The following is a 23,596-nucleotide window of genomic DNA, read 5'->3' as shown; positions in this document are numbered from 1 at the left end:
ACATCGCCCCCCTGTCAAGTCCCTCTCACCAGTACGATATATCGCGTTGCTGTCAAGACAGGGACGGCTTTTCTAGACTCCAGGCCGCCCCTTACGAGGCCAGAGTCTGATGCTGGTCCGGGGTCCGGGCAACAGGCCAGAACTCGTTTTCGCCTGGTCCGCCGGAATACAGCGCGGGGGAGTGTCCAGGACAAAAAACGGGGTTGAGAAGAGGAAAAAAGAGAGGACCACGACGGCACCGCCGCCGCGGGAGATCAGGACAACAGATGTAAGCAGGTTGAGCCAGGTCAGTCGGGACCGGAACCCAAGGAGCAGAACGATGCCAGCCTGCTCGCGGAGATGAGCGTCTCAGGCGCTGGCTGCGCTATCGCGTACCACTTGCTCACTTGTTTCGCTCGCACGACTTTGAGCCGCCCCTTCATTTGCACGCTTCTCTTTCTGCTCCTTCAACAGGAGGTTGGCAGCTTCCCGTGTGTTGAGCGGCAGACGAGGGATATTCTCAGAGATCTGCGATAGCTCTTCAACCTGCAGCTCTTCTTTGATCTTGTCTTTCACTACGCGGGCTTGGCCAACTCCTCTACCCAGGTTGCGCGCTACCGATTGGAGCGCCCGCGGTCCAAAGAGCGCTAGCCCGAAGAGGAGGATGATCAGCAGGTCAACTGGATGAAAGCCCATAGGGGCCGCCTTTCCTGTTCGCTCTCCAGCTTTTTGGGTGGCGACGAGTGCTCTTCCGACTCTTCGCTATAAGAGTATGATACCACATGGTCGTTGCTCTGACGAGAGCACGCCGGCGCCGGTCCGAGAGGGCCTGCTGCAAGCAGGCTGCCACTTCCAGGCAGAGGCCAGTCAGGCCGTGTGATCGCACTCTAGCCCCTCCCGGCGCCGCCATAGCTGCTTGCTCCGTCATCGCTCGTTGCCTCTCTTGAACCCAGACAGCCCGGCTCACATCGATTCTTTACGACTGGCCGGGACAGGAGAGCGAAAAATTCAGGAACGAAAAAGTGATCGTTAGGAGTTTATTATAATGGAGAGAGTGCCGAGGTTGACCGTCCGGCTCTCCCTCATAGCATAGTTCAGGCTATCTCTCAGTGTCTCTTCGCGCATCTCAGACCTCGCCTCATAAGAGGGGGCAACGCAACCCACTCGGAGGGATGGGAAGACGAGGAAGCTGAAGACCAGGGCTATGGCTGTGAGAACAGAGGCCAACGCGGTCAACGCAGGAGATCCAGGCCCGGGGCTTTCCCCCACACACCCCCACTCCGAGCCTGCCGATTGCTGTTTTTCGGTTCCTGCTACAGCAATCGGTCTCCTTCTTTTTTGGAAGACCAATGAGCCGCTTCGATCCCTTACCACCTTCTCACCTCTCTCCTAAACTACTGGTCTATTCACCCTGTGCTCTCTCACATGGCCAGATCGGGGGAGAAACAGGCTTACCACTACTGCCCATTCCCTAGCCTGTGCTATCATCTAAGCCGAATATAGAAATGCAGCAATAAAAAGGAGAGCAGCGACGCGACCATCGCTGCGTGCGCCAGCGAGCAAGCAAGCGAGTAAGTGAGTGAGGAAATCATGCAGCCCAGAGAGAGCTTTCCGCAGAGTGGAACCCATCTCCGTACGATCGTCGTCAGTGCCCTGGTTCTTTTTGCCCTGGCTGGCATCATGAGCGGCTTCGCCTTCGGGGCCGCTGTGCACCACCGATCCAGCGCCAGCCAGCCGACTCCCTCGCCGACGGTGCCCACTATCGCCCAACACACCATCACACCGACGCCCTCGCCCTCGCCGGTGCCCATTCTGCTCGGTATTCCTCGTTTTGCCGCCGGACCAACCTTTAGCGAAGTTGCTGACGGCCAAACCAGCTACACCGTTACCGTGCAGGCCATCGATAAGCAAGGACAGGCGATCAACCGTAGTGGAGTGACCTGCAAGCTCTGGCTGGTGCACCGTGTCCCTGACGGGGCTCTCTTACAGCTGCCAGACATTGGCAAGCGCATGGATCTGGCCAGTATCCAGCAACCCATTCCGGGTCAGGTCAAAGACAAGCCCTACGATGAGGTTGCAGGATTGCAATTCTCTGCTGGCACGCCGCAAACCCAGCCCTGCGACTCCCAGGGGCGAGCCACCTGGACTTACACCATCTCCCCTGGCGTGCAGCCGGGCAAGTACGATCTCGTCCTGCTCACCGACTGGCAGGGCATCCACTACAACTGGAGCTGGGCCCACATCGTCATCACCAAAACCACAGGGCCAGGGCAGGGACCAGGCAACGACTAGAGCCGCTCCGCTTGCTGCTGACCCCTGTCGTATCTCCATCAGTACAAGAACCAGAGCGCGCGCGACGGAGGCCGTCCAGCTCTCACCTGGATGGCCAGGTCTGGTCTGGCCGGGAAGGGAACGGCCCAGCAAGTGCGCCGTCGGTGGTCTGTTGGCACTTCGCACTCCGAGACCAGCCTCAGCCTGCTTCCCCATCACTCGCCGACTCTGCTCGCCCCTGCAGGATCTGAGCCAGCTTGTGCAGCACTCCCCGAATCAGGAGCACAAAGCGCGAGCTGGCCGCGGCGGCAGTCGCCAGCACTTCGCCATGATCTACTGGCTGCCCCTCTGTCCCAGTGGCGCTATTCGTAATCAGGCTCAGACCAAGGACACGCAGCCCCATATGGCGGGCAACGATCACCTCGGGCACGGTAGACATCCCTACAGCATCACCCCCAATCTGACGCAGAAAGCGCAGCTCGGCTGGCGTTTCGTAGGACGGCCCGCTGACCATCACATAGACCCCCTCATGAAGGTGCAGAGAGGGTATCTCCCCCGCCACTTTCTGCACGAGGGTCCGCAGTTCCTCATCGTAGGCCGCCGTCATGGCCGGGAAACGTACCCCGAACCGCTCGTCGTTAGGACCACGCAGCGGATGCCAGCCTGCCAGCCCGGGTAGATTGATGTGATCGCGAATCAGCATGAAATCACCCGGCTGATAGGCTGGATTCAAAGCGCCTGCTGCATTGGTCACCACGAGCACTTGAGCCCCCAGACGCGCCATCACCCGCACAGGCAGCGTAACCTCCTGGGGCGTATAGCCCTCATAGAGATGCAGCCGGCCCTGCATGGCTACCAGCGCCACCCCCTCCAGCTGCCCCAGTATCAAGCGGCCAGCATGGCCCGCTACCGTCGATGAGGGCCAATGCGGAAGCTGAGCATAAGGAACGGCAGCCGCGGCCTCCACTGTCTCGGCCAACTCGCCCAGGCCCGACCCCAGAATCAGGGCCACCTGAGGTACCAATGGAGAAAGCTGCCGGATCGCCGCCACGGCCTCCTCGACCTGGTCGTACAACATGACGCTATCCTCGCTTCAATAGAGAATCATCACCCTTAGACGCTCCCTAGCGCCTCGACCGTCCCACTCCCCTTGATAGGTGAGCATATTCCAATAACGCCTGGATACCTTGCGGCTCACTGCTACGCTTGATAGCCAGAAGCATCAGCGACTGACGCAACTGGCAGGGCGTCAGCTCAGCAATACCGGCGCGCAGAGCATAGTTTCTTACCACTAACCAGAAGCCCTGGCGAGTTAGCCTTCGGCCATGATGGTTCACAAACAGGCCAGGCTCCTCGGGATGACGGCGGGCCAGATAAGGACGCGAGCGCAGGAGATACTGCTCCAGCGCCATAATGGCCTGCGATGTCAGCGGGCACTCGCGCAAACGACCATCGCTGCGCGGATAAACCAGGGAACCGCAGAGGCGATCGAAACAGCCTACATCGAGAGCCACCAGCTCGGTGAGGTGCATCCCCGTCGCATAGAGCACCTGCACCATCGCTAGATCGCGCATGCCGGTTGGGGTGAACGGCGGAATCTGCTCCAGCAGGCACGCAAGCTGCTCAGCAGAGAGCACCGGCAAGGTGGTCCTGAGAGCGCGGGGAACCTGCACTGTCTCCAGCAGATTCCTCTCCAACAGTCCCACGCTTTTGAGGTGACGCAAAAAGGTCTTGAGCGCGGCCAACTTGCGACTGATCGTCGTGGGCTGATAGGCACGCACCTGACGCATCTCCTCTAGATAAGCCTGCACATCCTCGCTCTCTACCTCCGACCAGTGCCGGCGTTGCCGCTTTTGCTCTAGAAACGAGGAGAACTGAGAGAGATCATTGCGATAGGCCGCCACCGTGTGGTGATTGATTCCGGCGCCTCTCTCAGCCAGCGTGGCGAGATAGGCATCCACAGCTTCTTGCAACATTGCGACATATCCCCTGCCCAGAAATGAGAAAGAAGTGCATCTACCACCATCTTCTCGTCTCGTCCGTGTCTGAGGGAGGAGTGGGTGGCTTGCCTTGGTGCTGGCATTATATGCCAGAGGCTGGACAGAGGCAAGAGTGGCGACAGAAGAGTACCACTGCGCCGCCCCAGAACCGGGTGCTATAATAGGACTATCCGCCCGGCATGCACAGAGACTGAGATGTGGCAGGTCGGAGTGCTCGCTCTCGCCTTCGCTCGCCGTGAGCGAGCGGGTGAGCGAGCGACGATGACCTCGCCCTGTTGCTATGGTACAATCCTATCCACTATCTAGCTAGCGGGAGAGAGAGATGAGCAAGTTTTCTGATATGCTGAGCCAGGCACGGCGCGGCCAGAGCGGCGGTGCTATCGGCTTCTTCGGGAGCAAAAGCCGACCAGCGGTTAAGCCCCGTGCCGCCGCTCTGCTGATTGAGTTTCCCGCCGTGGACGCCGGTGAGGCGGAGGCCGCCATCAAAGCCGGTGCCAATGGCCTGCTTTTCCATTGGTCTGGCTCCCCTTTGGAAAGCGCCAGCCTTGCTACTCTGAAACAGCTCAGTGAGACCATTCAGAGCCAGGACGAGAACGCCGCCCTCGGCCTGCACCTCCTCGGCAATGGGGCCAATATCGAGCGAAAGATGCTGGAGTCTCTCAAAGAGCACGGGGTCCATTTCCTGATTGTGCCGCTCCAGGCTCCAGCCCGCTTATTGAGCACGCACCTGAAGGACTTCGATCTGGCAGTGACGCTACCCTGGCGCGGAAACGACCCCTTCTATCCTCTGGTGGTGCGCAATCTGGGCGCCTTCGAGGGTATCTCGGCCCTGCACTTCGATGGGCGAGAGCTACCGCTTGAGCGCCTCAGCATCGAAGAGGCGCTTGGCTACCGCGCTATGCGCGAGGCGCTGCGCCTGCCGGCCCTTCTGAGCCTGACGTCGCTCAATAGCGAGGCCGCCGCCTATGGCTTGCTGACGCTGGGCGTCCAGGCGGTGATTGTGCCGGCCAGCGAGAGCACCGCCGCGACGACGCAGCGCATTCAGGAGCTGCGCGAGTGGTTGGAGAAGGTCCATCGGCAGGAAGAAAGGGAGCTTCCTCCGCCGACCGTGCCTCAGCCGTCGCTCTCAACCTCCTTTGAGGAGGAAGAAGAACCGTAATGGCCGATCTGGCCTTCGCACCAGGTTGAGCGCGGGCCAGCGGTCGGGCCATTCGAGCGTGATCACGCGGCTCAGTTCATCACCAGATGATGAAAAGCCTCGGCACAGGTGAAGCCGTGCTCGCTGCCGAGCGGGCGGCCACGCTGAAGCACCAGTTCGCGGATGGCCTGGGCATCGCGCCCGCGCATCTGGCTGGCATGGCAGAGGAGGGCCTCGACTTTCTTGTCGATCACAGCGCTGATGTCTACCCAGTGGTTCGGCTGGTCGCTGGCAAAGAAGTAGATCTGGCGTACGCGATGCGGCCCGCCCGTCTCAGCAAATTGCTCAGGATAATACATGAGATTACGCGAGGCGGCCAGGGCGTCCAGGGTGCAGAGACCCACCGCGCGGTGGTCAGGGTGCACCTGATAGCGCTGCCAGGGATCAAAAGTAAAAACCACGTCCGGCTTAAGCAGACGCACTATGCGGGCGATTTCGCGCCGCATCTGCAGCGATGGCTCAACATCTCCATCGACGTAGTCGAGGAAGAGCACCTGGCGTACGCCGAGTACTTCCGCCGCCCGGCGCTGTTCGGCCTCACGGATCACCGCCAGGCGCTCCGGCGTCATGGTCGGGTCATCGCTGCCGCGCTGCCCGCGGGTGGCCAGGAGATAGCTGACTTCCCACCCCTGAGCGGTCAGACGGGCAATGGTTCCGCCGCAGAGAAACTCGGCGTCATCGGGGTGAGCCATTACGACCAGGAGACGCCGACCACCAGGGGGAAGAAGGATGTTGCTGTTCTCTCCCATTGTTCCCTCCTCACTCATCTCCCAGGCGTGGAATCGCAAAGTGCTTGCCGGTCTGCCAGTGCAGCTGGCGCCGGGGGATGCTCCGCAGCAGTTGCCTGGTGAGCTGCCAGACTCCCTCTGGATCACTATTGTTGCGCCAGTAGTAATAGCAGGCAACTTCGTCAGGTTCAGCATGCAAGGCCAGCTGGAAGAGCTGCGGTAGCTCTTGCTGGCCTTCTTCGTCCAGATCGAAGTTCTGCAACCAGAGCAGGCTACGCTTCTGATGCTGACGCACCCGATCGACAATCTCTCGCTCGCCACGATCATAGCTGCTCGCGATCCCCTCAGCAGCTTGAGGCTGCTGGCGGGGTTGACGCCGCAGGTGGAGGCCCAGCATGTCCAGGTCCGGCAAGAGTGCGAGGTCCTCGACCAGGCTGGCATCGTAGGAGGGGAGCACAATAACGGTCCGAACATGCTTGTCCAGACCTTTAATATAGGCACAGAGATCGCTCAAGAAGGTCACCCAGGAGCGGCGACGAAAGCCCGCCAGGTCGGTCACATCGGGACAAAGCGCCCGACAAACCGAGCAGAAACAGGTGATTTCACCGTAGTCTGGCTCATCGAGCAGAATCCCATTAATGGGATAGGTGTTTAAATAGAAAGCGATCTCTTGAAAGAGCCAGCGGCGAAATGGCTCGTGGTTGAAGCAGGTCAGATCGTGATAACGACCGTGGTGGTCCAATACACGTGACTCGGGGTGATGGAAGGTATACCAGCTTGGCGCCGGCGAAGGGGTGGCAAAAAGGTTACCATGCTGGCCCGGACTCAGGTAGACTTTGAGACCCACGTCTTGCGCGAGAAGCAGGCCACGCTCCAGATCGCGAGGCCAGTAGTGGCGCTCTTCATCCAGAATGCTGTAAACGATGCTGCTGGCGCCAGCGGCGCGAATCTGCTCAAAGTCCCGTTTGACGAGGTCGGGATGAAAGAGCGAGTGGAAATAAGCAACAGTAATGTCCATGACGCTCACCAGGCAAGCGGTCCAGGATAGGTGGTGCGGAGACCGATTCTTAACTCGTACTGAGCAAGCAGCTGGGCTATGTTGGGAAATAGCTCGCTGGTAGTATACCACAGGTGGGACAGAATAGTTCTCCCACGAGCGAAAAAGGACTAACTTCCTTCTCCGGGGCTGCATTCTTGACAGCCTGCTCATGAAGCGGCACAATCCTGACGAATGGAATGGCTATGGCTATGCAATGGCAATGGTTACAACCGGGTAGAAGCTGCACAGTACGCGCCTACGCCAAGATCAATCTGACGCTTGATGTGCTTGGCCGTCGCGGCGATGGCTACCATGCGCTGGCGACGGTGATGCAGACGATCGATCTCTACGACACACTCTCATTGATGTTGCGCGAGGATGGGCTGGTGCATCTGGTCTGCACCCAGCCTGAGCTGTGTACGGAGACGAATCTGGCGCTACGCGCGGCGATGCTGCTCAGAGAACATACTGGCGAGCGACGTGGCGTGCTGATTGAACTACAGAAGCGCATCCCGAGCGCTGCCGGCCTGGGTGGAGGAAGTAGCGACGCCGCAGCGGCTCTGCTGGCTCTGACACGCCTGTGGCGGCTGCAACTGACTGCGACAGAATTAGTGGAGCTGGCGGCCTCGCTCGGCTCGGATGTGCCCTTCTTTCTCTATGGAGGGCTGGCCCTCTGTGAGGGCCGGGGCGAGCTGGTGACTCCTTTGCCTCCCCACTGGCCAGACGAGCTGCGCTGGCTGGTGCTGCTGAAGCCAGCGATCAGTGTGGCAACTGCCGGGGTCTTTGGAGCTTTGACGGCGCGCGACTATAGCGATGGCTCGCATACGCAGGCCGTCTGCGCAGCTTTGCATGCCCAGCAGATGCCAGAGCTGGTTCACTTTCACAATGGCCTTGAACGCGGGGTCATGGAGCGCTATGCCGAGGTGGCCGCCGGGCGGGCCGCACTTCTAGAGGCCGGGGCCCCTTTCGTTCGTCTCTCAGGCAGCGGTCCGACGCTCTTTACGGCGCTGGCCGATCTTGAGGAGGCTCACCGCCTCTGGCTCCGCCTCCAGGAGCAGGGCTACGAGGTCTACCTGACCCAGGCGGTCTACCCCTCAGCAGAATCCCTGACTCTTGCATCTGTAGCCGCTCACTAAGCTGCTTTGGGCCGCAGCGAGCTGGCTAGTGCACTCGACTGGCCAAAGCGCCTTTTGCTATAATGGCGTCAAATTCCTGCGCCCTGCCATGCCGCACGGAGAGAGCGGGCATACGCCTTCTATGATGACCACAAGTCGGCAGGGCTACGCCCACTGGCTTGTTGATGTGTTTTTTTTGCCTGCTACTCTGCCGGCCCAACTCCGATCAAGCCGGCAGGCGAGGCTGTGCTGGCTGAGGCGCGCTTTGTTGAGGATGAGGGAGCAGTAGACGATGCCACTGGCAGTCTTGCGCCAGCATGTGGTGAGCCTGCTCTGCTACATGCTGCGCCTTCCTTTCGCCTGCTTCAATATCGTCGAGCGCAGGCTCCGGCGACGGGCCTGGCGGGAGCCGCGCCGGATTGTGCTGATTAAGCCCTGTTGTTTGGGCGACCTGCTGATGACAACGCCGCTGCTTGAGGTGCTGCGCGCGGCCTATCCCCAGGCCCAGATTACGTATGTGGCCAGCAGCTGGTCAAAGGTGGTACCGGAGCATCATCCCGCCGTGAATGCAGTCCTGGATTGCGGGACGGTTGGTATCCCTGGGCGCTACCGCTTGTCAGAGTATCTGCGCTTTGTCCGCCTTTTACGCAGACAGCGTTTTGATCTGGCCTTCGTTCTGGATCGATCTCCGATGCTGACCCTGCTCCCCTGGTTGGCAGGTATCCCTCGCCGCGTGGGACCGGACAGCCTGGGACGTGGCTTCTCGCTGACCGACCGCGTGCCTGCTCCGGCTGCTCTATCCGACCTGCGTCACCAGGCCGAGCTGTATCTGGACCTGGCGCGCGCCCTCGGTTTGCCACCGAGACGGCCCCACATGTGCTTTGTGCCTACCAGCGAGGAGCGCCTGCGCGCCCGGGCCTTGCTCGCACATGACGCCAGTCGGGATGCTGAGCCACGCCTGCAGGTTGCACTCTTGCCCGGTGGCGGCTCGAATCCAGGGATGACTCTAACAGCCAAGCGCTGGCCGGTAGAGGGCTATCGCGAGCTGGCTCGTCGTCTGCTAAGCGAGCTGGAGGCTCGCGTCCTGCTGGTTGGAGGTCCAGAGGATCGCGCCGTCAATGAGGAGGTGCTGACCGGTCTGGCTGCCCCTCCAGGTCGAGTGCTGAACCTGGCCGGACAGACCAGCTTTGGCGAGCTGGCGGCCATCTTTGAACAGTGCGCCCTCTTCATCGGCAATGATAGTAGTCCGATGCACCTGGCGACCGCCGTGGGTATTCCTGTGATCGCGCTTTTTGGTCCAACCAGTCCGCAAGAGTATGGCCCGTATCCGCTGGATGAGCCGCACCACGTGGCTCTCTGGCAGCATCCGCGTGGAGAGCCTTGCTTTTTCCTGGGTCGCATGCGCGCCTGCCAGGAATGCACCTGCATGCAGGCGCTCAGTGTCGATATGGTCTGGCAGGCCGTGCAGCAGTTGCTGCCCAGTCCCGAGCGAGGAGGAATTTGCTGATGCGAGGACGGCTGCGCAAGGAATGGCTGCGCCGAATGCTGTTGCTGCTGATCTATCTGCTTGGCTTGCCCGGGTCCTGGCTGGCACAACGGCGCGCCCGACATCCCCTCTCGTCTGCCCGGGCACCTCGCCTGCTGCTCCTACGCCCGGACCACCTGGGGGATCTGGTACTGACAACGCCGGCGCTGACGGCGCTCAAAGAGCACTGCCCAACGGCGCAGATAACTCTCTTTGTGGGACCCTGGTCCCAGGCGATTGTGATGGGCCATCCAGCGGCGGAGCGGGTACTGACCTGCGCTTTCCCCGGTTTTCGGCGGGCGGCTCAGGGGGCCTTGAGTCCCTACTGGCTGCTGCTGCGCCTGGCCTGGCAACTGCGGCGCGAACGCTACGACTTGGCGATCAATCTTCGTCCCGATTTCTGGTGGGGTGCAGCTTTGCTCTACCTGGCAGGCATTCCGCACCGTGTTGGCTATGCGCTTGCCCCAGGCAGGCGTTTCCTGACTCACGCCTTACCTTTCCCCGAAGGAGAGCATAGCACCTGCTCTAGTCTGCGTCTGGTGAGCGTCGCGCTCCAATTGCTGGGTCAGGCCCCCCTCGCGGAGCCATTTACCCCTGAACGCTACCCGCTCCTTTTTGGGCCAACGGCTCAGGAAGAGGAGCGGGCCACAGCTCTGCTCGCCAAGGCCGGGTTGACTGGAGAGACGCCTTTCGCGGTCATTCATCCTGGCAGCGGGGCTGCCGTCAAGCTCTGGCGTCCAGAGGGCTGGGCCACCTGCGCCGTGACCTTGCTGCGCCGCTATGGCCTGCGTCTCGTTTTAACAGGTACCCCGCAAGAGCAAGCACTTCTGGAGGAGATTGCGACTCTGGTGCATCAGCAGCTCAGGGCCGACGAGGCCCCCCCCGTCTCGCTCTCCACGTTGAGCATTGGAGAGCTGGCCGCCGTTCTGCGCCGCGCGCAGCTGGCGCTCGGTGTCGATAGCGGCCCGCTGCATGTGGCTGTCTCTCAGGGGACTCCAACCGTGGCGCTCTATGGGCCTGCCGATCCGCGCATCTTCGGCCCCTGGGGCGACCCCAGACGTCACGTGGTCATTCTGGCAAGCGAGCGCTGTCCTGCCTGCCCAAAACTCCCCTGCGGGCGTCTCGATATTCCTCCGCAGGCCCTGCCTTCGCATCCCTGCGTACGCCTGATTCCAGAGGAGCGCGTCCTTGCAGCGGTGGAACAACTCTTGCCAGCACGCATGTTGTAGAATAAGGATGGCATGCAAGAGCTATGGCAGCAAGAGAAGAACTCGATGAATACGGCTACCCACTTCGCCCGCCAGCTCAGCGCCGCCTGCGCAAGCTGCTCATCCAGATCAGTAAACGCACGCTGCTGACGACCATCTACCTGGCGCTGAGCAGCTACGGCTTGCTCCTGCGCTGCGCTCGCCTGGCAAGACGCCATGAGCCGCTTGATCCGCAGCGCTTCAGGCCGCGGCACATCCTGGTTATTCGCCTGGACCTGATCGGCGATCTGGTCCTCTCGCTCACGCTGGTGCACGCTCTCAAGCGGACCTATCCCGAGGCGGAGATCGATCTGCTGGCAATGCCTTCGACAGCGCCCATCGCTAGCGCCGATCCCGATCTGGCCCAGATCATCACTTACGATCCGAACATCTGGCGTCGGCCCCAAGCGCTCGTACGAGGCCAGAATTGGCGCGAGGCCGTGGCGTTGCTCCGCCGGCTACGGACCAGGCACTATGACCTGGCCGTGAGCGTCTTTGGCCCCTGGGCGGCGCTGTTGTCCCTGTTGAGCGGCGCCCGACGACGGATAGGCTTCGCTGGCGAGGGTTACGCGGGCTTTATGACCGATCCGGTGCCAGGCCGCCATTGGCAGCCTGGTGATCGCCGTCACGAGGTCGATTATTGCCTGGAGCTGGCGCGCGCAGCAGGCGTCAGCCTCCAACCAGAAGATCGCTTCCCACGCCTCCATGTTGATCCACAGGCCCGCCGTGAGGTTGAGACACTCCTCAAGCGTCTTGATCCTGCGATCGACCTGGACGACGAGCTGGAACACGTTGCCGGGTCACGCACGAGACCACTGGTGGTCTGTCACGTGGCCTCGCATAACGGCTACGCCAAGCGCTGGCCCATCCCCTACTGGGCACGTTTGCTGACAGGACTGGCGCGGGAGGCTCAGGCCCACCTGGTTCTCACCGGTGCCAGGGGCGACTTGCCTCTCATTCTGGCCATCTTACAGCGCCTGGAAGGCTCCACTCCAGTGCTCAACCTGGCCGGTCAGACGAATCTGCCACAGCTGGCCGCGCTGATGCAGATGGCTGACCTGGTGATTAGCGGCGACAGCGGCCCAATGCATATAGCGGCGGCCACTGGGGCTCCCCTGATCGCTATCCACGGTCCGACCGATCCGGCCCTTAGCGGACCAGTCAGCCCGCAGGCCACAATCGTACGCAGCGATATCTGGTGTAGTCCTTGCTACGATGCCCGTAGTCCAGCCGACTGTCGCTTCCATACCGTCCAGTGCATGAAGGACGTCACGCCGGAGCGGGTGCTGGCCCTGGCCTTGCGCCGCCTCCAGGAACGGCAGCCAGCCCCATCCGCGGCGGCCCGTCCTGCTAACCCCGAACAGCCGGGCCAGAGTCACTAGTCCCTTGACCTTTGCAGAGGAGGCAGTTACAGTAGTGCAGCAGCAACGCGCATCCTTGAGAACGCCTTCACCAGAGCCGGAGCAGCAGCAGTCAATTCGCTTGCCAGCGGAGGCGCGTCTCCTTGTAATCAAGCTGGCATCAATCGGCGACCTCTTGCTGGCGACGCCAGCCTTGCGCGCCTTGCGCGAGACCTATCCGCAGGCGCGCATCGACCTGCTCGTGACGCCCGGCTCCGCGGATTTGTTGGCCGACTGGGAAGTCATCGACGAAATCATTGTTCTTGATAAATACCTGTTCGATTCGCCAAAGCAGGTTTTGACCGATCCACTGCGGCTCAGAGGCCTCTTCCCGCTCTGGCAGCGCCTGCGCAGCGCCCATTACGATGCCGTGCTGCTCTTGCACCACCTGACTTTGCCCTTTGGTCGCTTGAAACATCAGCTGCTGGTGCGTGCTACAGGGGCGCGCTGGCGGGTGGGCCTGGATAACGGGCACGGCTGGTTTCTCAATGTACGCGTCAAAGATGAGGGCTTCGGAGCCATGCACGAAGCTGACTACAATCTGGCCGTTGCCGCAGCCGTCGGCGCTCACACCAGCGATCGGCGTCTGATCGTCCCCCTGAGCGAGGCGGAGCGGGAACAGGCCCGCTATCTACTTTATATAGATGAGGCTCCCGACCCTTTCATGCGCCCGATTATTGCCATGCACCCGGGCAGCGGCAGCTACAGCACCGCCCGCCGTTGGGCTCCCGAGCGCTTTGCAGCCCTGGCGGATACCCTTTATCGCGAGGTGGGAGGGCAACTGGTGCTTCTAGGGGGACCAGAAGAACGCGAGCTGCATCAGCATATTCTGAGCCTGCTGCGCTCGGGCCTGCCAGCGCGCAGCTTCGCCGGCAAAGGGAGCGTCAAGGTCACGACCGCTGTCCTGGAACAGGTCGATCTCTTTATCGGTAACGACGCGGGCGTCATGCACCTGGCCGCTGCTGCCGGCACACCCACGGTCGCTATCTTCGGCCTCTCCAACCATCGTGCCTGGGGACCCTATACCGGCGGAGTGCCGGGACGCCAGGCGATCGTTGTACGCCTCGACCTGCCCTGCATGCCCTGCTTCTATCGCGGCCACGAGCTGGGTACACCCGAGGGCTGTGCCACCCGCGACTGCCTGGCCCAACTCGGTGTAGATCCAGTCGCCACCGCAGCGCGCAGCCTCTTGCTCCAGGCTGGCTACCGGCCCTCCTTGCCTTTCCACTCTTCCCAGCCTTCTCAAGCGGGTCCGGGTATGCCCGGAGAGGGCCACTGAAGATGAGCCATCGATCTGAGGAGCGCAGGCAATCAGGGGCTGGTCGCCGCTTCGCCTGCCTAAACTCTGGTTCCAGCCTCAGCCTGCTGGCGATCAGACTGGCCGGCACGACGCTTTACTGGACGGGAGAAATTGCCGATCTCCACCTCGGGCAGCTCTCGACGCAGAATCTCAATCAGGGTGCGCATACCCAGGGCCTTGCCTAGCGAATCGAGAGGGGGAAGACGCGGCAAGAGCACCTCGGGATCGATGTTCAGATTGCGGAGCTGGATCAAACGCAAGCCTGTCTCACGTGCAAAAGCCAGCAGCGCCTCCACTTCGCGCTCGCGATCGATCAGACCAGGGAAGCAAAGCAGATTGATAGAGGCATAGACGCCGGCATCACGGGCGCGTTTGAGCGACTCCTTCACATCGGCAAGCGTATACCCAATCGGGCGATAATAAGCTGTATAGGTCTCCTCACGACCAGAGATGGTACTGGCACGCAGCATATCGAGGCCGGCATCATAGAGGCGCTGCAACCAGCGGGGATTACTCGCATTCGTATTGATGTTAATAACTCCGCGATCTGTACGTCGGCGGATCTCGCGGATGGCCTGCTCGATGCGCCGCCACTGCAGCAACGGCTCGCCTTCGCAACCCTGACCAAAGCTCACAATCGCCTCCTCAGCCTGCTCCAGATGGGGAACGGCCACTTCCACAATCTCCTCTACCGTCGGCACAAAGGTCAGGCGGTCCTGAGGCGAGATCAACTGCTCTTCTTCCTGCTTCGAGATACAACCTACACAGCGAGCATTGCAACCAGGAGAAACGGCAATAGCCATCTCCCAGCGGCCAAAAAATAGATTACTGGCTGTCGGACAATAGTAGTCTAGTGCACAATGGGCATGCTGCTTCACCACGCGATTGTGAGGATAGGCCGCCAGCTTCTCCTGGACAAGACGCTCCAGGGTGCGACGCGGGAAGGCTCGCGGATGCCACTTGTGCGGATCATCGGTTCGCAGTGCCGCCACAAAGAGCCGTCCCTTCAGGCCGGCCACAGCACAGTAGCCAAAAAAAGGGAGCGGACCACTCTCAGGATCTTTGCTATAAGCTGGCAGATGAGTACGTGTATAACCAATCGGCAGCAGCGCCGCCAGGGCCCAGACTTCCCGACGCTGCAAGGTGCGACGCTGACCAGCCGCGTCCAGTCCCACAGGCAGGCGACCAGGGAGCATCGAGAGTGTCGCCCCATCGGGGAGAGGAATCAGTTCCTCAGCCCGGAGTGGACTCCCATCAAAGGCCAGTGCGCGCAGACCTCGCTCTTCACGAACCTCCCCACGCGCCGTTGAATAAACAAGATACGGTTCCTTCATAGCACCTCTTGCGCTCTGCTCATCACTTAGCAAGGACAAGACGAGCGCCTAATCATGGATGCTCTCCACCTGCCGCAGTTGTTGCCCACTGATGCCCACAAGAGAACGAAGTCAGCCAACAAGCGAGCGAAAAAGGTAAAGAACACTCCCAGCAGAAGACAGGCACAGCTCACCTGGATGCCGCACTTGATTTTGCCCACAACGCAGGCGCAGCAAGGCGACAGCGGCGACAGAGAGCGTGCGTTGTCTGAGAGGGGATGAACGCCCCTGGCTGGAAGCTGAGTCGCTCAGTGGACGACCGGCGGTATGGCCGGCAGCTGCGGATTGGTCGGAGGCCCTTCGGAACACTCGTCTTCTAAGAATCTGGAGTGAGTGCTACCGGCCTGGGTCTGAGCCTGGGCAGGCAAACGCTGCTCCAACTCCGACATCTCCTCATAGACAAAGCTTAGCAGAATATGATTGTTCAGCACGCTCTGGCAGACATGACGGATGCGGGGGCGCTCGGCCTCCATCCAGGCATTGATGGCCGCCTCAAGGGCGGAGATGCTATCGCCGCACTGGGCACTATCAAAGCCTTTGTATCGATACACCCCTCTGTCCTTTCCCTGCTAGAACACTCAGGCAGACTCAGGTACACGACGCTTTCTATCATCCATCTGGACAAGAGTTTACCACGAAAGCGCAGGACTGACCACTGCCCCCAGGCGCTGTAGCTCAGAGAAGAAGTGCGGGAAGCTCTTGGCAACATGCTCCACCCCACGCAGCGACAGCCCGCGACGGCTGCGCATCCCCACGATTGTCAGAGCCTGCAGCAAGCGATGATCACTATGGCCATCGACCCAGACCCCACCCTCGACGCCCTCTGGCTGCCCCTCAACCACAATGGCATCCGGCAAAGGAGTCACACGGCAGCCAGCACGCTGCAGCTCGGCGCAGAGATCGTTAATGCGATCCGACTCCTTATAGTGGAGATTCTCGACGTTGTAGAAGACACTACGCCCCTCAGCAAAGCAGGCCAGAGCCACCAACACAGGAATACAGTCGATGATCCTGCTACCATCCAGCTCCAGCCCGCGCAGGGGTCGCCCACCACGCACACACAAGGTCTCGCCTTCGCGCTGGAGATCGCAGCCCATCGCCAGCAGCGCCGCCACCAACGCCTCGCCATCCTCCTCACCCTCCGGCAAGCGTCCAAGCCGTAGCTCACTGGCGGGATCGGGCATCGCCGCACAGGCCGCCAGCAGCGCCGCCGCCGAAGGATAATCACCAGGCACCACATAAGTACCCGCCCGGTAGGCTTGCGGGGCCGGCACCTGGAAGCGCCGGAGAGCAGCATCGTGCTCAATGACAATCCCCGCCTGACGCAGGACTTTGAGCGTCAACTCCACCATCACCTGAGAGGTTAAGCCGTCAACAACCTCGATTGTCAGCGGTTCAGCAAGCAAAGGGGCCAGAAAGAGCAAAGCGCTCACATATTGGGAACTGCGCGCTCCCGAGACCACTACCTGACCGCCATGCGGCTGGCCTCCATAGAGCGTAATCGGCAGATAGCCCTCCGGTCCCTGAGCCTCGACTCGCACGCCCAGAGACTCCAGCGCCTGCAGCAGCTCGCGATTTGGCCTGCGCCCCAACGACTGCGGCTGATCAGTCACAAAGGTCACCTGGGGCAGCCAGGCGGCGACGCCGAGCAAGAGGCGTAGTACTGCTCCTGCATTGCCGACGTTGATCAGAACCGCTCCCGTGGCCCGAGGTCGCCCGACACCTCTCACCTGCAAGCGCTCGCCCGGTTCTCCTAGCCAGTCGAGCTGCGCCCCCAAGGCGCGACAGCCACGGAAAAGCGCCTCGCTGTCCTCACTAAGAGCGGGGAAGAGAATCTGGCTCTCTCCCTCCGCCAGGGTTGCCGCTAACAGGTAACGCAAGGTATAGTACTTGGAAGAGGGAAACGACGGTTCCCCCCGCAGCAACGTTGTCGGCGCAATCGAGAGACTGCGTCCTGGCTTGCCCGCCGCTGTGGTTCTCGCGTCTCGTTGTTCCATCTCTCATTAGCCTGGCTCATGCACGAACATCTCACGTCCCATCAGGCTGCCTTGCCAAGAAGTAGCACACCGCCTTGTAGCACGCAGCAGAGCCATATTCATCTTGCGCAACAGCCCCGCCAGCAGGCCGGAGCTTGTCTTCAAGATAGTATCACGCCGGTGTGCTTTTTCTCAAGAGGCGAAAGAAAGAGATGACATGCAAGCCAGCCGATGCAACTTTGTGGTCAGCAGCCAGGGCGACATATGTCTCTTGCTCGCTTTACAAAAGGATTACACTGCACATACAAGTCGCGCTACACTTTATAGTGCATCATTTTATCTTTTCAACAAGGGAAAAGTCATAGCTATCAATTGACTAAAAATGTATATTCTGCTATACTAGGATTCCATATAGCAGAATTTCTAGGAGGCGCCAGACGATCGTGAAACAAGACCATTTTGTCATCGTGGGAGCGGGGATCGTGGGACTGGCGACGGCCTATGCGCTGCTGGCCCGAGGCATAGAGCGCGTCACCGTACTGGAGCAGGAAGTTGTCGATCATCCGCGCTCTACCTCTCACGGAGCCTCGCGTCTATTACGCTTTGAATACGGAGCTAATGCTCTCTACTCGCAAATGGTTATACTCAGTCTAAGTCGCTGGGTGGCATTGGAGCAGCTCACAAAGCGAACGCTCTATCTGCGCACAGGATTGCTCTTGCTCGGGCGAGAGGACGACGGGTTCACACTGGAAAGCTACCGCACGCTGCGGGCTTTAGGCTTGCCGACAGAGCGGCTAGCCGAGCAACAATGTCGCCGACGGTTTCCTCAATTTGAGACCCATGCCTTTGATCTATTGACCTATAACCTGGAAGCTGGTATTCTCCATGCCTCGACCGCCCTACGCGCTCTCAAAGCACTTGTGAGCGAGATGGGAGGAACAATTTGTGAGAGAACGCGCGTCTGTGCCCTCGATGCCAGCAGCCGGCAGCGGCCTCTTCGTCTGCGGCTAGCCGATGGAGCCACCATCAGCGCCGATCGTGTTGTCCTGGCCACCGGGCCTTGGGTTCACCGTCTGCTTGGCGAGCTGCATCTGCCCGTTCAGACAACCCGCCAGTATCTGCTCTATTTTGGAGGGCTGCCGCTCTCCAGCTTTGGTGTCCACAATTTCCCGGCCTTTATGGCCAATGATCTCTATGGGCTACCCATTCACAGCACCTACAGCGCCAACGGCGAGGGGCTACCCTGGCTCAAAGTTGCCTCTCACGCCACTGGCCCGGTGATCGATCCCGACGAGACGGAGCATCCTGCGCGAAGCCAGCAGCTTGTGCGTCAGGCCATCCACGATTTAGAGGAACTGCTCCCGGCCCTGCGACGGGCCTACCTGGCCCACGTTGGCAAATGCATCTATGACATGAGCCCCGACGGCGATTTCATTATCGACCTCCTGCCCGCTGAGCCGCGCGTTGCCTTTGCGACGGGCCTCTCGGGCCACGGCTTCAAATTTGGTCCCTTGCTTGGTGAGCTGCTCAGCAGCTTAGTCTGTGGCGAGGAGCCCCTGGTACCGCTGACCCCTTTCCGCCTGGCACGCTTTCATGAGCGCGATGCTCTGAGCAGCCGCCAGCCCGGGCCTATTGATCAGCGGGCACCCAGGTAAGCAGCGACCCATCGCCCGCGTCGAAGAGCAAGTAGAGGCGCGAGGCGATGGGTGCCACCCGCCCCAGAGGGCGCAGTGGATCATGGATTTGAAACGGTCCCAGCAGCTCAACCAGGCAGACCAGTCCTCGTCCAGCGAGCTGGGAAGCCAGCGTCTGCTCCGTCCGCCACCTGGCCAGCAGTGAGATCGCCTCGGCAACGGGAAGAAAGCGCACGCTACCAATGACGGGCACACTTCCAAACATGGTAGAGAGTGGAGGGTGCTCAGCGAGATAGGTGCGCACATCCTCCTCAGTGAAGGCAGGCAAGCCCTGTCGGCAACAGGGGATCGCCAGCCTCCCCTGCTCTCGCCCCTGCCGCTCTTCTCGATTGGAGTCCGAGCCTGCTCCGAAAGACAACCGGCTAGTCATACTGCTCACCTCTCTAGTGACGATCGCCCATAGTCAGATTCTCGCTCTCGGTCAGAACATATTACCCGCATTATTTCAAGCGAGCATCATCATTATATAAGGGAGGAGCGTAGGGAAGCTGACAACAGCAGGCCCCGCATCGTCCTGCATCGCCCCGTCTCGCCAGGCAGGCAAGGCTAGACAGAGTCGCGCACAGTCAGGCAGGGCACTCGCGAAACAGCTCCTCCGGAGGACTACTGCGCGGCATGGCGTCAACTTGCAGACGTCCTCTTTGTGAACTACAGTATGCTAGTTGTAAGACGGAGGCTGCTCCGTTCTAGGAATACCACAGGTGCTTTTTTGGAATTCAGGAGGAAGGAGAGACATATGGCACGAACACGCACACACCATGAGGAGACAGCAGGTCGTGAGATGGAACCTCCCACCGAGTTGCTCACCGTGAGCGAGGTCGCCCAGCGGCTCCGCGTCGACGACACCACCGTGCGGCGCTGGATCAAGTCGGGCGCCCTGGAGGCCATCTTGCTCCCCCACCGGGGCAAACGGCAGGGCTACCGGGTCAAGAAGAGTACCCTCGATGCCCTGATTCATGGTACCACAGCGGTCAGCGTCTAGATGAAGGCCACTGAGAGCCTGGTCTGATGCAGCCGGGCCAGGGAGGGCGACGCGGCACGGCATAGCCAGGAGCTGGTCGCTGGTCAAACTGAAGGGCAAGCAAACAGGAAGGAGAAAGGTATGAATGCTGAGTAGAGGCGGAGCGCTTAACCCCCCGCCGGACACCGCACCAGGCTCACTCAGCCAGCGAAGCACCGTGGAATAGGTACGTGGTGGAACAGAGTTTCAGGCCGGCCCACCTTCAGCCTGCCAGGCCTCGCTCGGCTCCCACTTAGCGAGCGCCAAGGCCCGAGGTTCGCAATAAGAGTGGTGAGCCGGCTTTTTTCCCTTTGCACTATCAAGCCGCTCGCGGGCGCAAGGTAGGGGAAGAAAAACAACACACCGCACTACCACGGCCCAGGCGACAGCCACACTATCTTCCTCCCCTCCCCAGGCCGCAGGTCTCACCTAACCTGGCGTATGGCCGTGTTTGTATGCTATGCTATTAGAAAAGACTAGCAAGGGATCTGCTTTACTGATAGCACAAAGGTGAAGGGAATGGCAGCAAATCGAGGCAATCGCGAAGCACGCAAGGCCGAATTGCTCAGGATCTCGCGCGAGGTCTTCGCCGAGAAAGGATTCGAAGCAACGACCATCTCCGAGATCGTGGCCCGCGCCGGCGTGGCCCAGGGAACTTTCTACTGGTACTTCCCATCTAAGGCCTCGGTCTTGACAACGCTCGCCCGCGAGATGCAAGAGCGCATCGAGACCGCGCTCCGACGCGCCTACGACGAGGCACACAATCTGCAAGAGATGATCGAGCGTAGCGTGGCCGAAACGTTCCAGATCATGTCGGAGTACCGCGACATCCTGGCGATCGTGCACTTCAATACCTGCTGGACAGAACACCCTGCCGAACGCCAGCATATCTTCGCCCCCTACTACGGGCTGATCGCAGAGATCATCCGCCAGGAGCAGCAACACGGCACCCTTAGCCCGACCATCAACCCCGAGGTGACGGCGATCCTTATCGTCGGCACAGTCTACTACGCCGCCGAAGAATGCTATATCTATAACTCGCCCGTCTCCCCCGAGGTCTTCATCGCCGAATGCTCTAGCTTCATTCGCCACGCACTCGGCATTGCCTAACGCCGATTCGCACCGATCGCTCGCTCTCGCTCCCGGTATCCTGTCCGGTTGCAGAAACTACCCTAATTTACTAGGCGATCGTCTTCCCCTTGACAATCACCTGATTGCCGGCTATAGTCATATACAACAACGGTTGACTGACTGTCAGTCAATTTAGTCGATGGTTCAGGATCTGGCGAGGGCCAGCCGGTCCCGACGCGGCTTTGTCGGGGCGGCGCCTCCCTCACAGGCAGGCAGGTACCAGGAACAGGGGGAAACAACCCATGACCACCGAACCGGCCCAACAGGAAGGCTTCATCGATGTCGATTCTGAACAGACGCCACCGGTTGAGAAAGATCGACTCTATCGCCTGTGGGAGGAAGGGAACTGGTCAGCAAAGGTGCTGGACTTTAGCCAGGATGCGCTGGATTGGAGAGAAAAGCACGGTGAGCGAGAGCGGGCGGCGATTCTCTGGAATTGTTCGATGTTTCTCGATGGCGAGGAATCCGTAACGCTGACGCTGGCCCCCTTCGTGGAGCCGGCTCCGCGGCCAGAGGATAAAATTTTTCTCGCAACGCAGATCGCTGACGAGGCCCGCCACCATGTCTTCTTCGACCGTTTTATCCGCGAAGTCTGCCAGCTCGGCCAGGACATCAGTACGACACTGAGCGCGGTTCGTCCTCATCTGAGCTGGGGCTTTGTGCAGGTCTTCACAGAGCTAGACCGCGCCGCAGAGCGGCTGCGCCGCAATCCCCACAGTCTGCCGCTGCTGGCCCAGGGTGTTGTCCTCTATCACATCGTGATCGAGGGAATGTTGGCCCATACAGGGCAGCATTTTCTTCGCGAATACACCACCCGCACTGGCCTTCTTCCAGCCCTGGGGCGCGGTATCTTTTTCGTCTCCCGCGATGAGTCGCGGCATATCGCCTTTGGCATTCAGTTGCTACGCGAGCTGGTGAGCAAGGATCAGCGTTGCAAGGAGGCAGCGATTGAGATGCTCAATCGCATCCTGGCCTGGACGGCAGGCGTGCTAGCTCCCCCCAATCACGACTGGTCGTACATTACCTGCCTCGGCTTTACCCCCCAGGAGATGTTCGCTTTTGGTCTGCGTTCGCTTCATACGAAGCTGCGCCGCGCGGGCATTGATCCCCATGAGGTAAGCGAGCTGGCAAAACTGGGTCTTGATGATCCTTTTGAGGTGCAGGCTGAGCGCATCATCAAGTTCATCGAAGGGGGTGTCCTGGGGACTGGGGACGCTCCCCATCTGACCGAGGAGACAATGGAGACTATCTTTACTTCGATGCGTCTGGTAGCCTCCTGGTCGCAGCAGCGCTCTAAGCCGATCCGCGCCTCTATCCAGTGGCTCTTTGATGATATGCAGCCTCGCTACCTGAAATTAGAGCCTGGCATGCCACCGGTCACCGGCGTGGGGCGTCTGGAGAATCCGCGGCTGACGCTGCGCTGCTCGGCCAGCGATTGGGCCCGTCTCTCCAGCCGTCGTCTCAATCAGCGCCAGGCTGTACTCTCGCGCCGCCTCCGCATCAGCGGCGACTGGCGGCTGGCGCTGGAGCTGCCGCGCCTGCTCGCTGTTTAGGAGACGGAGCGCCAGCTTCTGCGCGCCAGGGTGGTGCAGGGTTGGACGGCTGGTCAGAGAGCTCCATTGCAATAATCAATCGCTCTTGACCAGCTGTGCCCGCCCCCTATTCGCTCAGCTCGTTGAGCAATGTTCGCTTCGCTGGTTTGGCCGGGGCTGTTTACCGGCAGGTCGCTTCACCGTTGAGGCGTGGAAAAGGAGTTTCTACAATGGCGATGTCTCAAGAACCACAGGCGGAAGATACCACGCAAAGCAGCAGTAGCCAGAGCCAACAAGTGATCGTTGTCGACCTCTCCAGTCGCTCCAGCCGCAATAAGCCTGCTCTAACAGAGGCGCTGGCAGGATTGCGCCAACGCTTCAGCGCCTGGCGCACTTACCGACGCCTGCGCACAGCAGACAAAGAGGTCCGGCTGGTTCAACAGTGGCAGCGCTGGGGTCGCTTCCGCCGCTGGCGCCGCTCCCGTCCCTTTGCCGGCTCCATTCTTCTGATCCTCTCCGGCCTGCTGGTCCTCTGGGGTCCAGCTATGTTAATCAGGCTGGCCATGCTCCCCGGCAGCACGATTTGGGCCGGCATACTCGTTGGCGCCTTGCTGGTCATTATGGGCGTAATCCAGCTGCTTGTCCCCGCCTACTCACTCATCACCGGGGCTATTGGCGTGGTGCTCGCCCTGACTTCGCTGATCGCTTCCTCCTTTGGCGGCTTCGGCATTGGTATGCTACTTGGCATCATCGGCGGAGCCTTGGGTGTGGCCTGGCGTCCCGTTGCCGCTGGCAAACGGCGCGGTGTGCCACGCTCGTCTCTGCGTACTCGTGCAACGATCCGCCCTTGAGTCCATTGCCCTAGAGTTCTCGTCTGGGGTTCCTAGCTCGCAAGGATCGCCGATCAGTACAATCAGCTTATCTTCTGAGATCGTTATCCCATGCGCGCCCCTATCCATTCGTCTGTAATCCCGCTCGTCGGGATTGCATATACATAAATATATATCTGTCATGTAACACATAAAAAGGAGAGCGTCTCATGGAAAAAGAGCACGACACCGGAATGACCCGGGAACCAGAGCGCGAAG

General features: G+C 60.5%; 21 protein-coding genes. 12 read left to right on the top strand and 9 right to left on the bottom strand.

All coding sequences use genetic code 11. The features are described from left to right. Window positions 1–348: 348 nt before the first annotated feature. On the bottom strand, window positions 349–675 hold the full coding sequence (locus IRZ31_RS07625; protein WP_297151897.1) for a twin-arginine translocase TatA/TatE family subunit: 327 nt from the start codon (window positions 673–675) through the stop codon (window positions 349–351). Between the two features lie 894 nt (window positions 676–1,569). On the opposite strand from IRZ31_RS07625, the gene IRZ31_RS07620 reads away from it, so the two are divergent. Continuing rightward, window positions 1,570–2,271 carry a hypothetical protein gene (locus IRZ31_RS07620; protein ID WP_297151894.1) on the top strand — a complete coding sequence of 234 codons (702 nt, stop codon included), beginning with the start codon at window positions 1,570–1,572 and terminating at the stop codon, window positions 2,269–2,271. A 178-nt stretch (window positions 2,272–2,449) separates the two neighbouring features. Here the strand turns inward: IRZ31_RS07620 and IRZ31_RS07615 are convergent, their stop codons facing one another. Together IRZ31_RS07615 and IRZ31_RS07610 are read right to left on the bottom strand one after the other, a co-directional pair. After that, window positions 2,450–3,328, bottom strand: coding sequence for a purine-nucleoside phosphorylase (locus tag IRZ31_RS07615; protein WP_297151891.1), 879 nt, complete (start codon window positions 3,326–3,328; stop codon window positions 2,450–2,452). A gap of 46 nt (window positions 3,329–3,374) precedes the next feature. After that, the gene (locus IRZ31_RS07610) at window positions 3,375–4,226 is read right to left on the bottom strand and encodes a tyrosine-type recombinase/integrase (RefSeq protein ID WP_297151888.1); all 852 of its coding nucleotides are present in this window, start codon (window positions 4,224–4,226) and stop codon (window positions 3,375–3,377) included. A 346-nt stretch (window positions 4,227–4,572) separates the two neighbouring features. On the opposite strand from IRZ31_RS07610, the gene IRZ31_RS07605 reads away from it, so the two are divergent. Beyond that, on the top strand, window positions 4,573–5,409 hold the full coding sequence (locus IRZ31_RS07605; protein WP_297151885.1) for a hypothetical protein: 837 nt from the start codon (window positions 4,573–4,575) through the stop codon (window positions 5,407–5,409). 71 nt (window positions 5,410–5,480) lie between these two features. Here IRZ31_RS07605 and IRZ31_RS07600 read toward each other — a convergent pair whose 3' ends face one another. After that, window positions 5,481–6,197 (bottom strand): PIG-L deacetylase family protein, encoded by a 717-nt coding sequence (locus IRZ31_RS07600; RefSeq protein ID WP_297151882.1) that lies wholly within the window; start codon window positions 6,195–6,197, stop codon window positions 5,481–5,483. 10 nt (window positions 6,198–6,207) lie between these two features. Further along, window positions 6,208–7,194, bottom strand: coding sequence for a hypothetical protein (locus tag IRZ31_RS07595; RefSeq protein WP_297151878.1), 987 nt, complete (start codon window positions 7,192–7,194; stop codon window positions 6,208–6,210). A 224-nt stretch (window positions 7,195–7,418) separates the two neighbouring features. Between IRZ31_RS07595 and ispE the strand changes: the two genes are divergently transcribed. The 5 genes from ispE (at window position 7,419) to IRZ31_RS07570 (ending at window position 13,781) form a co-directional block, all read left to right on the top strand. Next, a complete protein-coding gene (ispE, locus tag IRZ31_RS07590; protein ID WP_297151875.1) occupies window positions 7,419–8,351 on the top strand; it encodes a 4-(cytidine 5'-diphospho)-2-C-methyl-D-erythritol kinase in 933 nt (310 codons plus the stop codon). 271 nt (window positions 8,352–8,622) lie between these two features. Further along, window positions 8,623–9,837 (top strand): lipopolysaccharide heptosyltransferase II, encoded by a 1,215-nt coding sequence (gene waaF, locus IRZ31_RS07585; protein ID WP_297151872.1) that lies wholly within the window; start codon window positions 8,623–8,625, stop codon window positions 9,835–9,837. Continuing rightward, entirely contained in the window at window positions 9,837–11,084 is a 1,248-nt protein-coding gene (locus IRZ31_RS07580; RefSeq protein ID WP_297151869.1) for a glycosyltransferase family 9 protein, read from the top strand. The genes waaF (IRZ31_RS07585) and IRZ31_RS07580 overlap by 1 nt, the downstream gene beginning before the upstream one ends. Window positions 11,085–11,107: 23 nt before the next feature. Then, window positions 11,108–12,484 (top strand): lipopolysaccharide heptosyltransferase II, encoded by a 1,377-nt coding sequence (gene waaF / locus IRZ31_RS07575; protein ID WP_297151866.1) that lies wholly within the window; start codon window positions 11,108–11,110, stop codon window positions 12,482–12,484. Window positions 12,485–12,518: 34 nt separating this feature from the next. Continuing rightward, window positions 12,519–13,781, top strand: a complete 1,263-nt coding sequence (locus IRZ31_RS07570) for a glycosyltransferase family 9 protein (RefSeq protein WP_297151863.1) — start codon at window positions 12,519–12,521, stop codon at window positions 13,779–13,781. A gap of 59 nt (window positions 13,782–13,840) precedes the next feature. Here IRZ31_RS07570 and IRZ31_RS07565 read toward each other — a convergent pair whose 3' ends face one another. The 3 genes from IRZ31_RS07565 to aroA all read right to left on the bottom strand — a co-directional run bounded on the left by IRZ31_RS07565 (window position 13,841) and on the right by aroA (window position 17,172). After that, window positions 13,841–15,136 (bottom strand): radical SAM protein, encoded by a 1,296-nt coding sequence (locus tag IRZ31_RS07565; RefSeq protein ID WP_112428848.1) that lies wholly within the window; start codon window positions 15,134–15,136, stop codon window positions 13,841–13,843. A 287-nt stretch (window positions 15,137–15,423) separates the two neighbouring features. Then, entirely contained in the window at window positions 15,424–15,726 is a 303-nt protein-coding gene (locus IRZ31_RS07560) for a hypothetical protein (RefSeq protein WP_052887953.1), read from the bottom strand. A gap of 78 nt (window positions 15,727–15,804) precedes the next feature. Continuing rightward, the gene (aroA, locus tag IRZ31_RS07555) at window positions 15,805–17,172 is read right to left on the bottom strand and encodes a 3-phosphoshikimate 1-carboxyvinyltransferase (protein WP_297151856.1); all 1,368 of its coding nucleotides are present in this window, start codon (window positions 17,170–17,172) and stop codon (window positions 15,805–15,807) included. 422 nt (window positions 17,173–17,594) lie between these two features. Here aroA and IRZ31_RS07550 point away from each other — a divergent pair, with 422 nt between their 5' ends. After that, complete coding sequence (locus IRZ31_RS07550; protein ID WP_189361595.1) at window positions 17,595–18,806, top strand: FAD-dependent oxidoreductase; 1,212 nt, start codon at window positions 17,595–17,597, stop codon at window positions 18,804–18,806. Here the strand turns inward: IRZ31_RS07550 and IRZ31_RS07545 are convergent. Next, window positions 18,781–19,215 carry a hypothetical protein gene (locus IRZ31_RS07545; RefSeq protein WP_146747161.1) on the bottom strand — a complete coding sequence of 145 codons (435 nt, stop codon included), beginning with the start codon at window positions 19,213–19,215 and terminating at the stop codon, window positions 18,781–18,783. The genes IRZ31_RS07550 and IRZ31_RS07545 overlap by 26 nt on opposite strands. A 366-nt stretch (window positions 19,216–19,581) precedes the next feature. Here IRZ31_RS07545 and IRZ31_RS07540 point away from each other — a divergent pair, with 366 nt between their 5' ends. From IRZ31_RS07540 to IRZ31_RS07525, 4 genes are all read left to right on the top strand, one after another. Next, the gene (locus IRZ31_RS07540; protein ID WP_223258273.1) at window positions 19,582–19,827 is read left to right on the top strand and encodes a helix-turn-helix domain-containing protein; all 246 of its coding nucleotides are present in this window, start codon (window positions 19,582–19,584) and stop codon (window positions 19,825–19,827) included. A gap of 537 nt (window positions 19,828–20,364) precedes the next feature. After that, window positions 20,365–20,955 (top strand): TetR family transcriptional regulator, encoded by a 591-nt coding sequence (locus IRZ31_RS07535; RefSeq protein WP_112428858.1) that lies wholly within the window; start codon window positions 20,365–20,367, stop codon window positions 20,953–20,955. Between the two features lie 263 nt (window positions 20,956–21,218). After that, window positions 21,219–22,529, top strand: a complete 1,311-nt coding sequence (locus tag IRZ31_RS07530) for a ribonucleotide-diphosphate reductase subunit beta (protein ID WP_297151847.1) — start codon at window positions 21,219–21,221, stop codon at window positions 22,527–22,529. A 209-nt stretch (window positions 22,530–22,738) separates the two neighbouring features. Then, window positions 22,739–23,359: a DUF6114 domain-containing protein gene (locus IRZ31_RS07525; RefSeq protein WP_297151843.1), complete on the top strand. Its 621-nt coding sequence runs from the start codon at window positions 22,739–22,741 to the stop codon at window positions 23,357–23,359. The last annotated feature ends 237 nt before the right edge of the window (window positions 23,360–23,596 follow it).

This window comes from Thermogemmatispora sp. (assembly GCF_019683635.1).
GTDB lineage: Bacteria > Chloroflexota > Ktedonobacteria > Ktedonobacterales > Ktedonobacteraceae > Thermogemmatispora.
Note: the sequence above shows the minus strand (reverse complement) of the source record. Positions and strands in the feature narration are given on the sequence as shown.

Coding starts and splice junctions, on each gene's coding strand:
- waaF (WP_297151866.1), top strand. CDS start 11,108: ATGGCAGCAAGAGAAGAACTCGATGAATACGGCTACCCACTTCGCCCG.
- IRZ31_RS07535 (WP_112428858.1), top strand. CDS start 20,365: ATGGCAGCAAATCGAGGCAATCGCGAAGCACGCAAGGCCGAATTGCTC.
- IRZ31_RS07605 (WP_297151885.1), top strand. CDS start 4,573: ATGAGCAAGTTTTCTGATATGCTGAGCCAGGCACGGCGCGGCCAGAGC.
- IRZ31_RS07565 (WP_112428848.1), bottom strand. CDS start 15,136: ATGAAGGAACCGTATCTTGTTTATTCAACGGCGCGTGGGGAGGTTCGT.
- IRZ31_RS07525 (WP_297151843.1), top strand. CDS start 22,739: ATGGCGATGTCTCAAGAACCACAGGCGGAAGATACCACGCAAAGCAGC.
- ispE (WP_297151875.1), top strand. CDS start 7,419: ATGGCTATGCAATGGCAATGGTTACAACCGGGTAGAAGCTGCACAGTA.
- IRZ31_RS07615 (WP_297151891.1), bottom strand. CDS start 3,328: ATGTTGTACGACCAGGTCGAGGAGGCCGTGGCGGCGATCCGGCAGCTT.
- IRZ31_RS07625 (WP_297151897.1), bottom strand. CDS start 675: ATGGGCTTTCATCCAGTTGACCTGCTGATCATCCTCCTCTTCGGGCTA.
- IRZ31_RS07610 (WP_297151888.1), bottom strand. CDS start 4,226: ATGTTGCAAGAAGCTGTGGATGCCTATCTCGCCACGCTGGCTGAGAGA.
- waaF (WP_297151872.1), top strand. CDS start 8,623: ATGCCACTGGCAGTCTTGCGCCAGCATGTGGTGAGCCTGCTCTGCTAC.
- IRZ31_RS07530 (WP_297151847.1), top strand. CDS start 21,219: ATGACCACCGAACCGGCCCAACAGGAAGGCTTCATCGATGTCGATTCT.
- IRZ31_RS07600 (WP_297151882.1), bottom strand. CDS start 6,197: ATGGGAGAGAACAGCAACATCCTTCTTCCCCCTGGTGGTCGGCGTCTC.
- IRZ31_RS07540 (WP_223258273.1), top strand. CDS start 19,582: ATGGCACGAACACGCACACACCATGAGGAGACAGCAGGTCGTGAGATG.
- IRZ31_RS07545 (WP_146747161.1), bottom strand. CDS start 19,215: ATGACTAGCCGGTTGTCTTTCGGAGCAGGCTCGGACTCCAATCGAGAA.
- IRZ31_RS07580 (WP_297151869.1), top strand. CDS start 9,837: ATGCGAGGACGGCTGCGCAAGGAATGGCTGCGCCGAATGCTGTTGCTG.
- aroA (WP_297151856.1), bottom strand. CDS start 17,172: ATGGAACAACGAGACGCGAGAACCACAGCGGCGGGCAAGCCAGGACGC.
- IRZ31_RS07620 (WP_297151894.1), top strand. CDS start 1,570: ATGCAGCCCAGAGAGAGCTTTCCGCAGAGTGGAACCCATCTCCGTACG.
- IRZ31_RS07595 (WP_297151878.1), bottom strand. CDS start 7,194: ATGGACATTACTGTTGCTTATTTCCACTCGCTCTTTCATCCCGACCTC.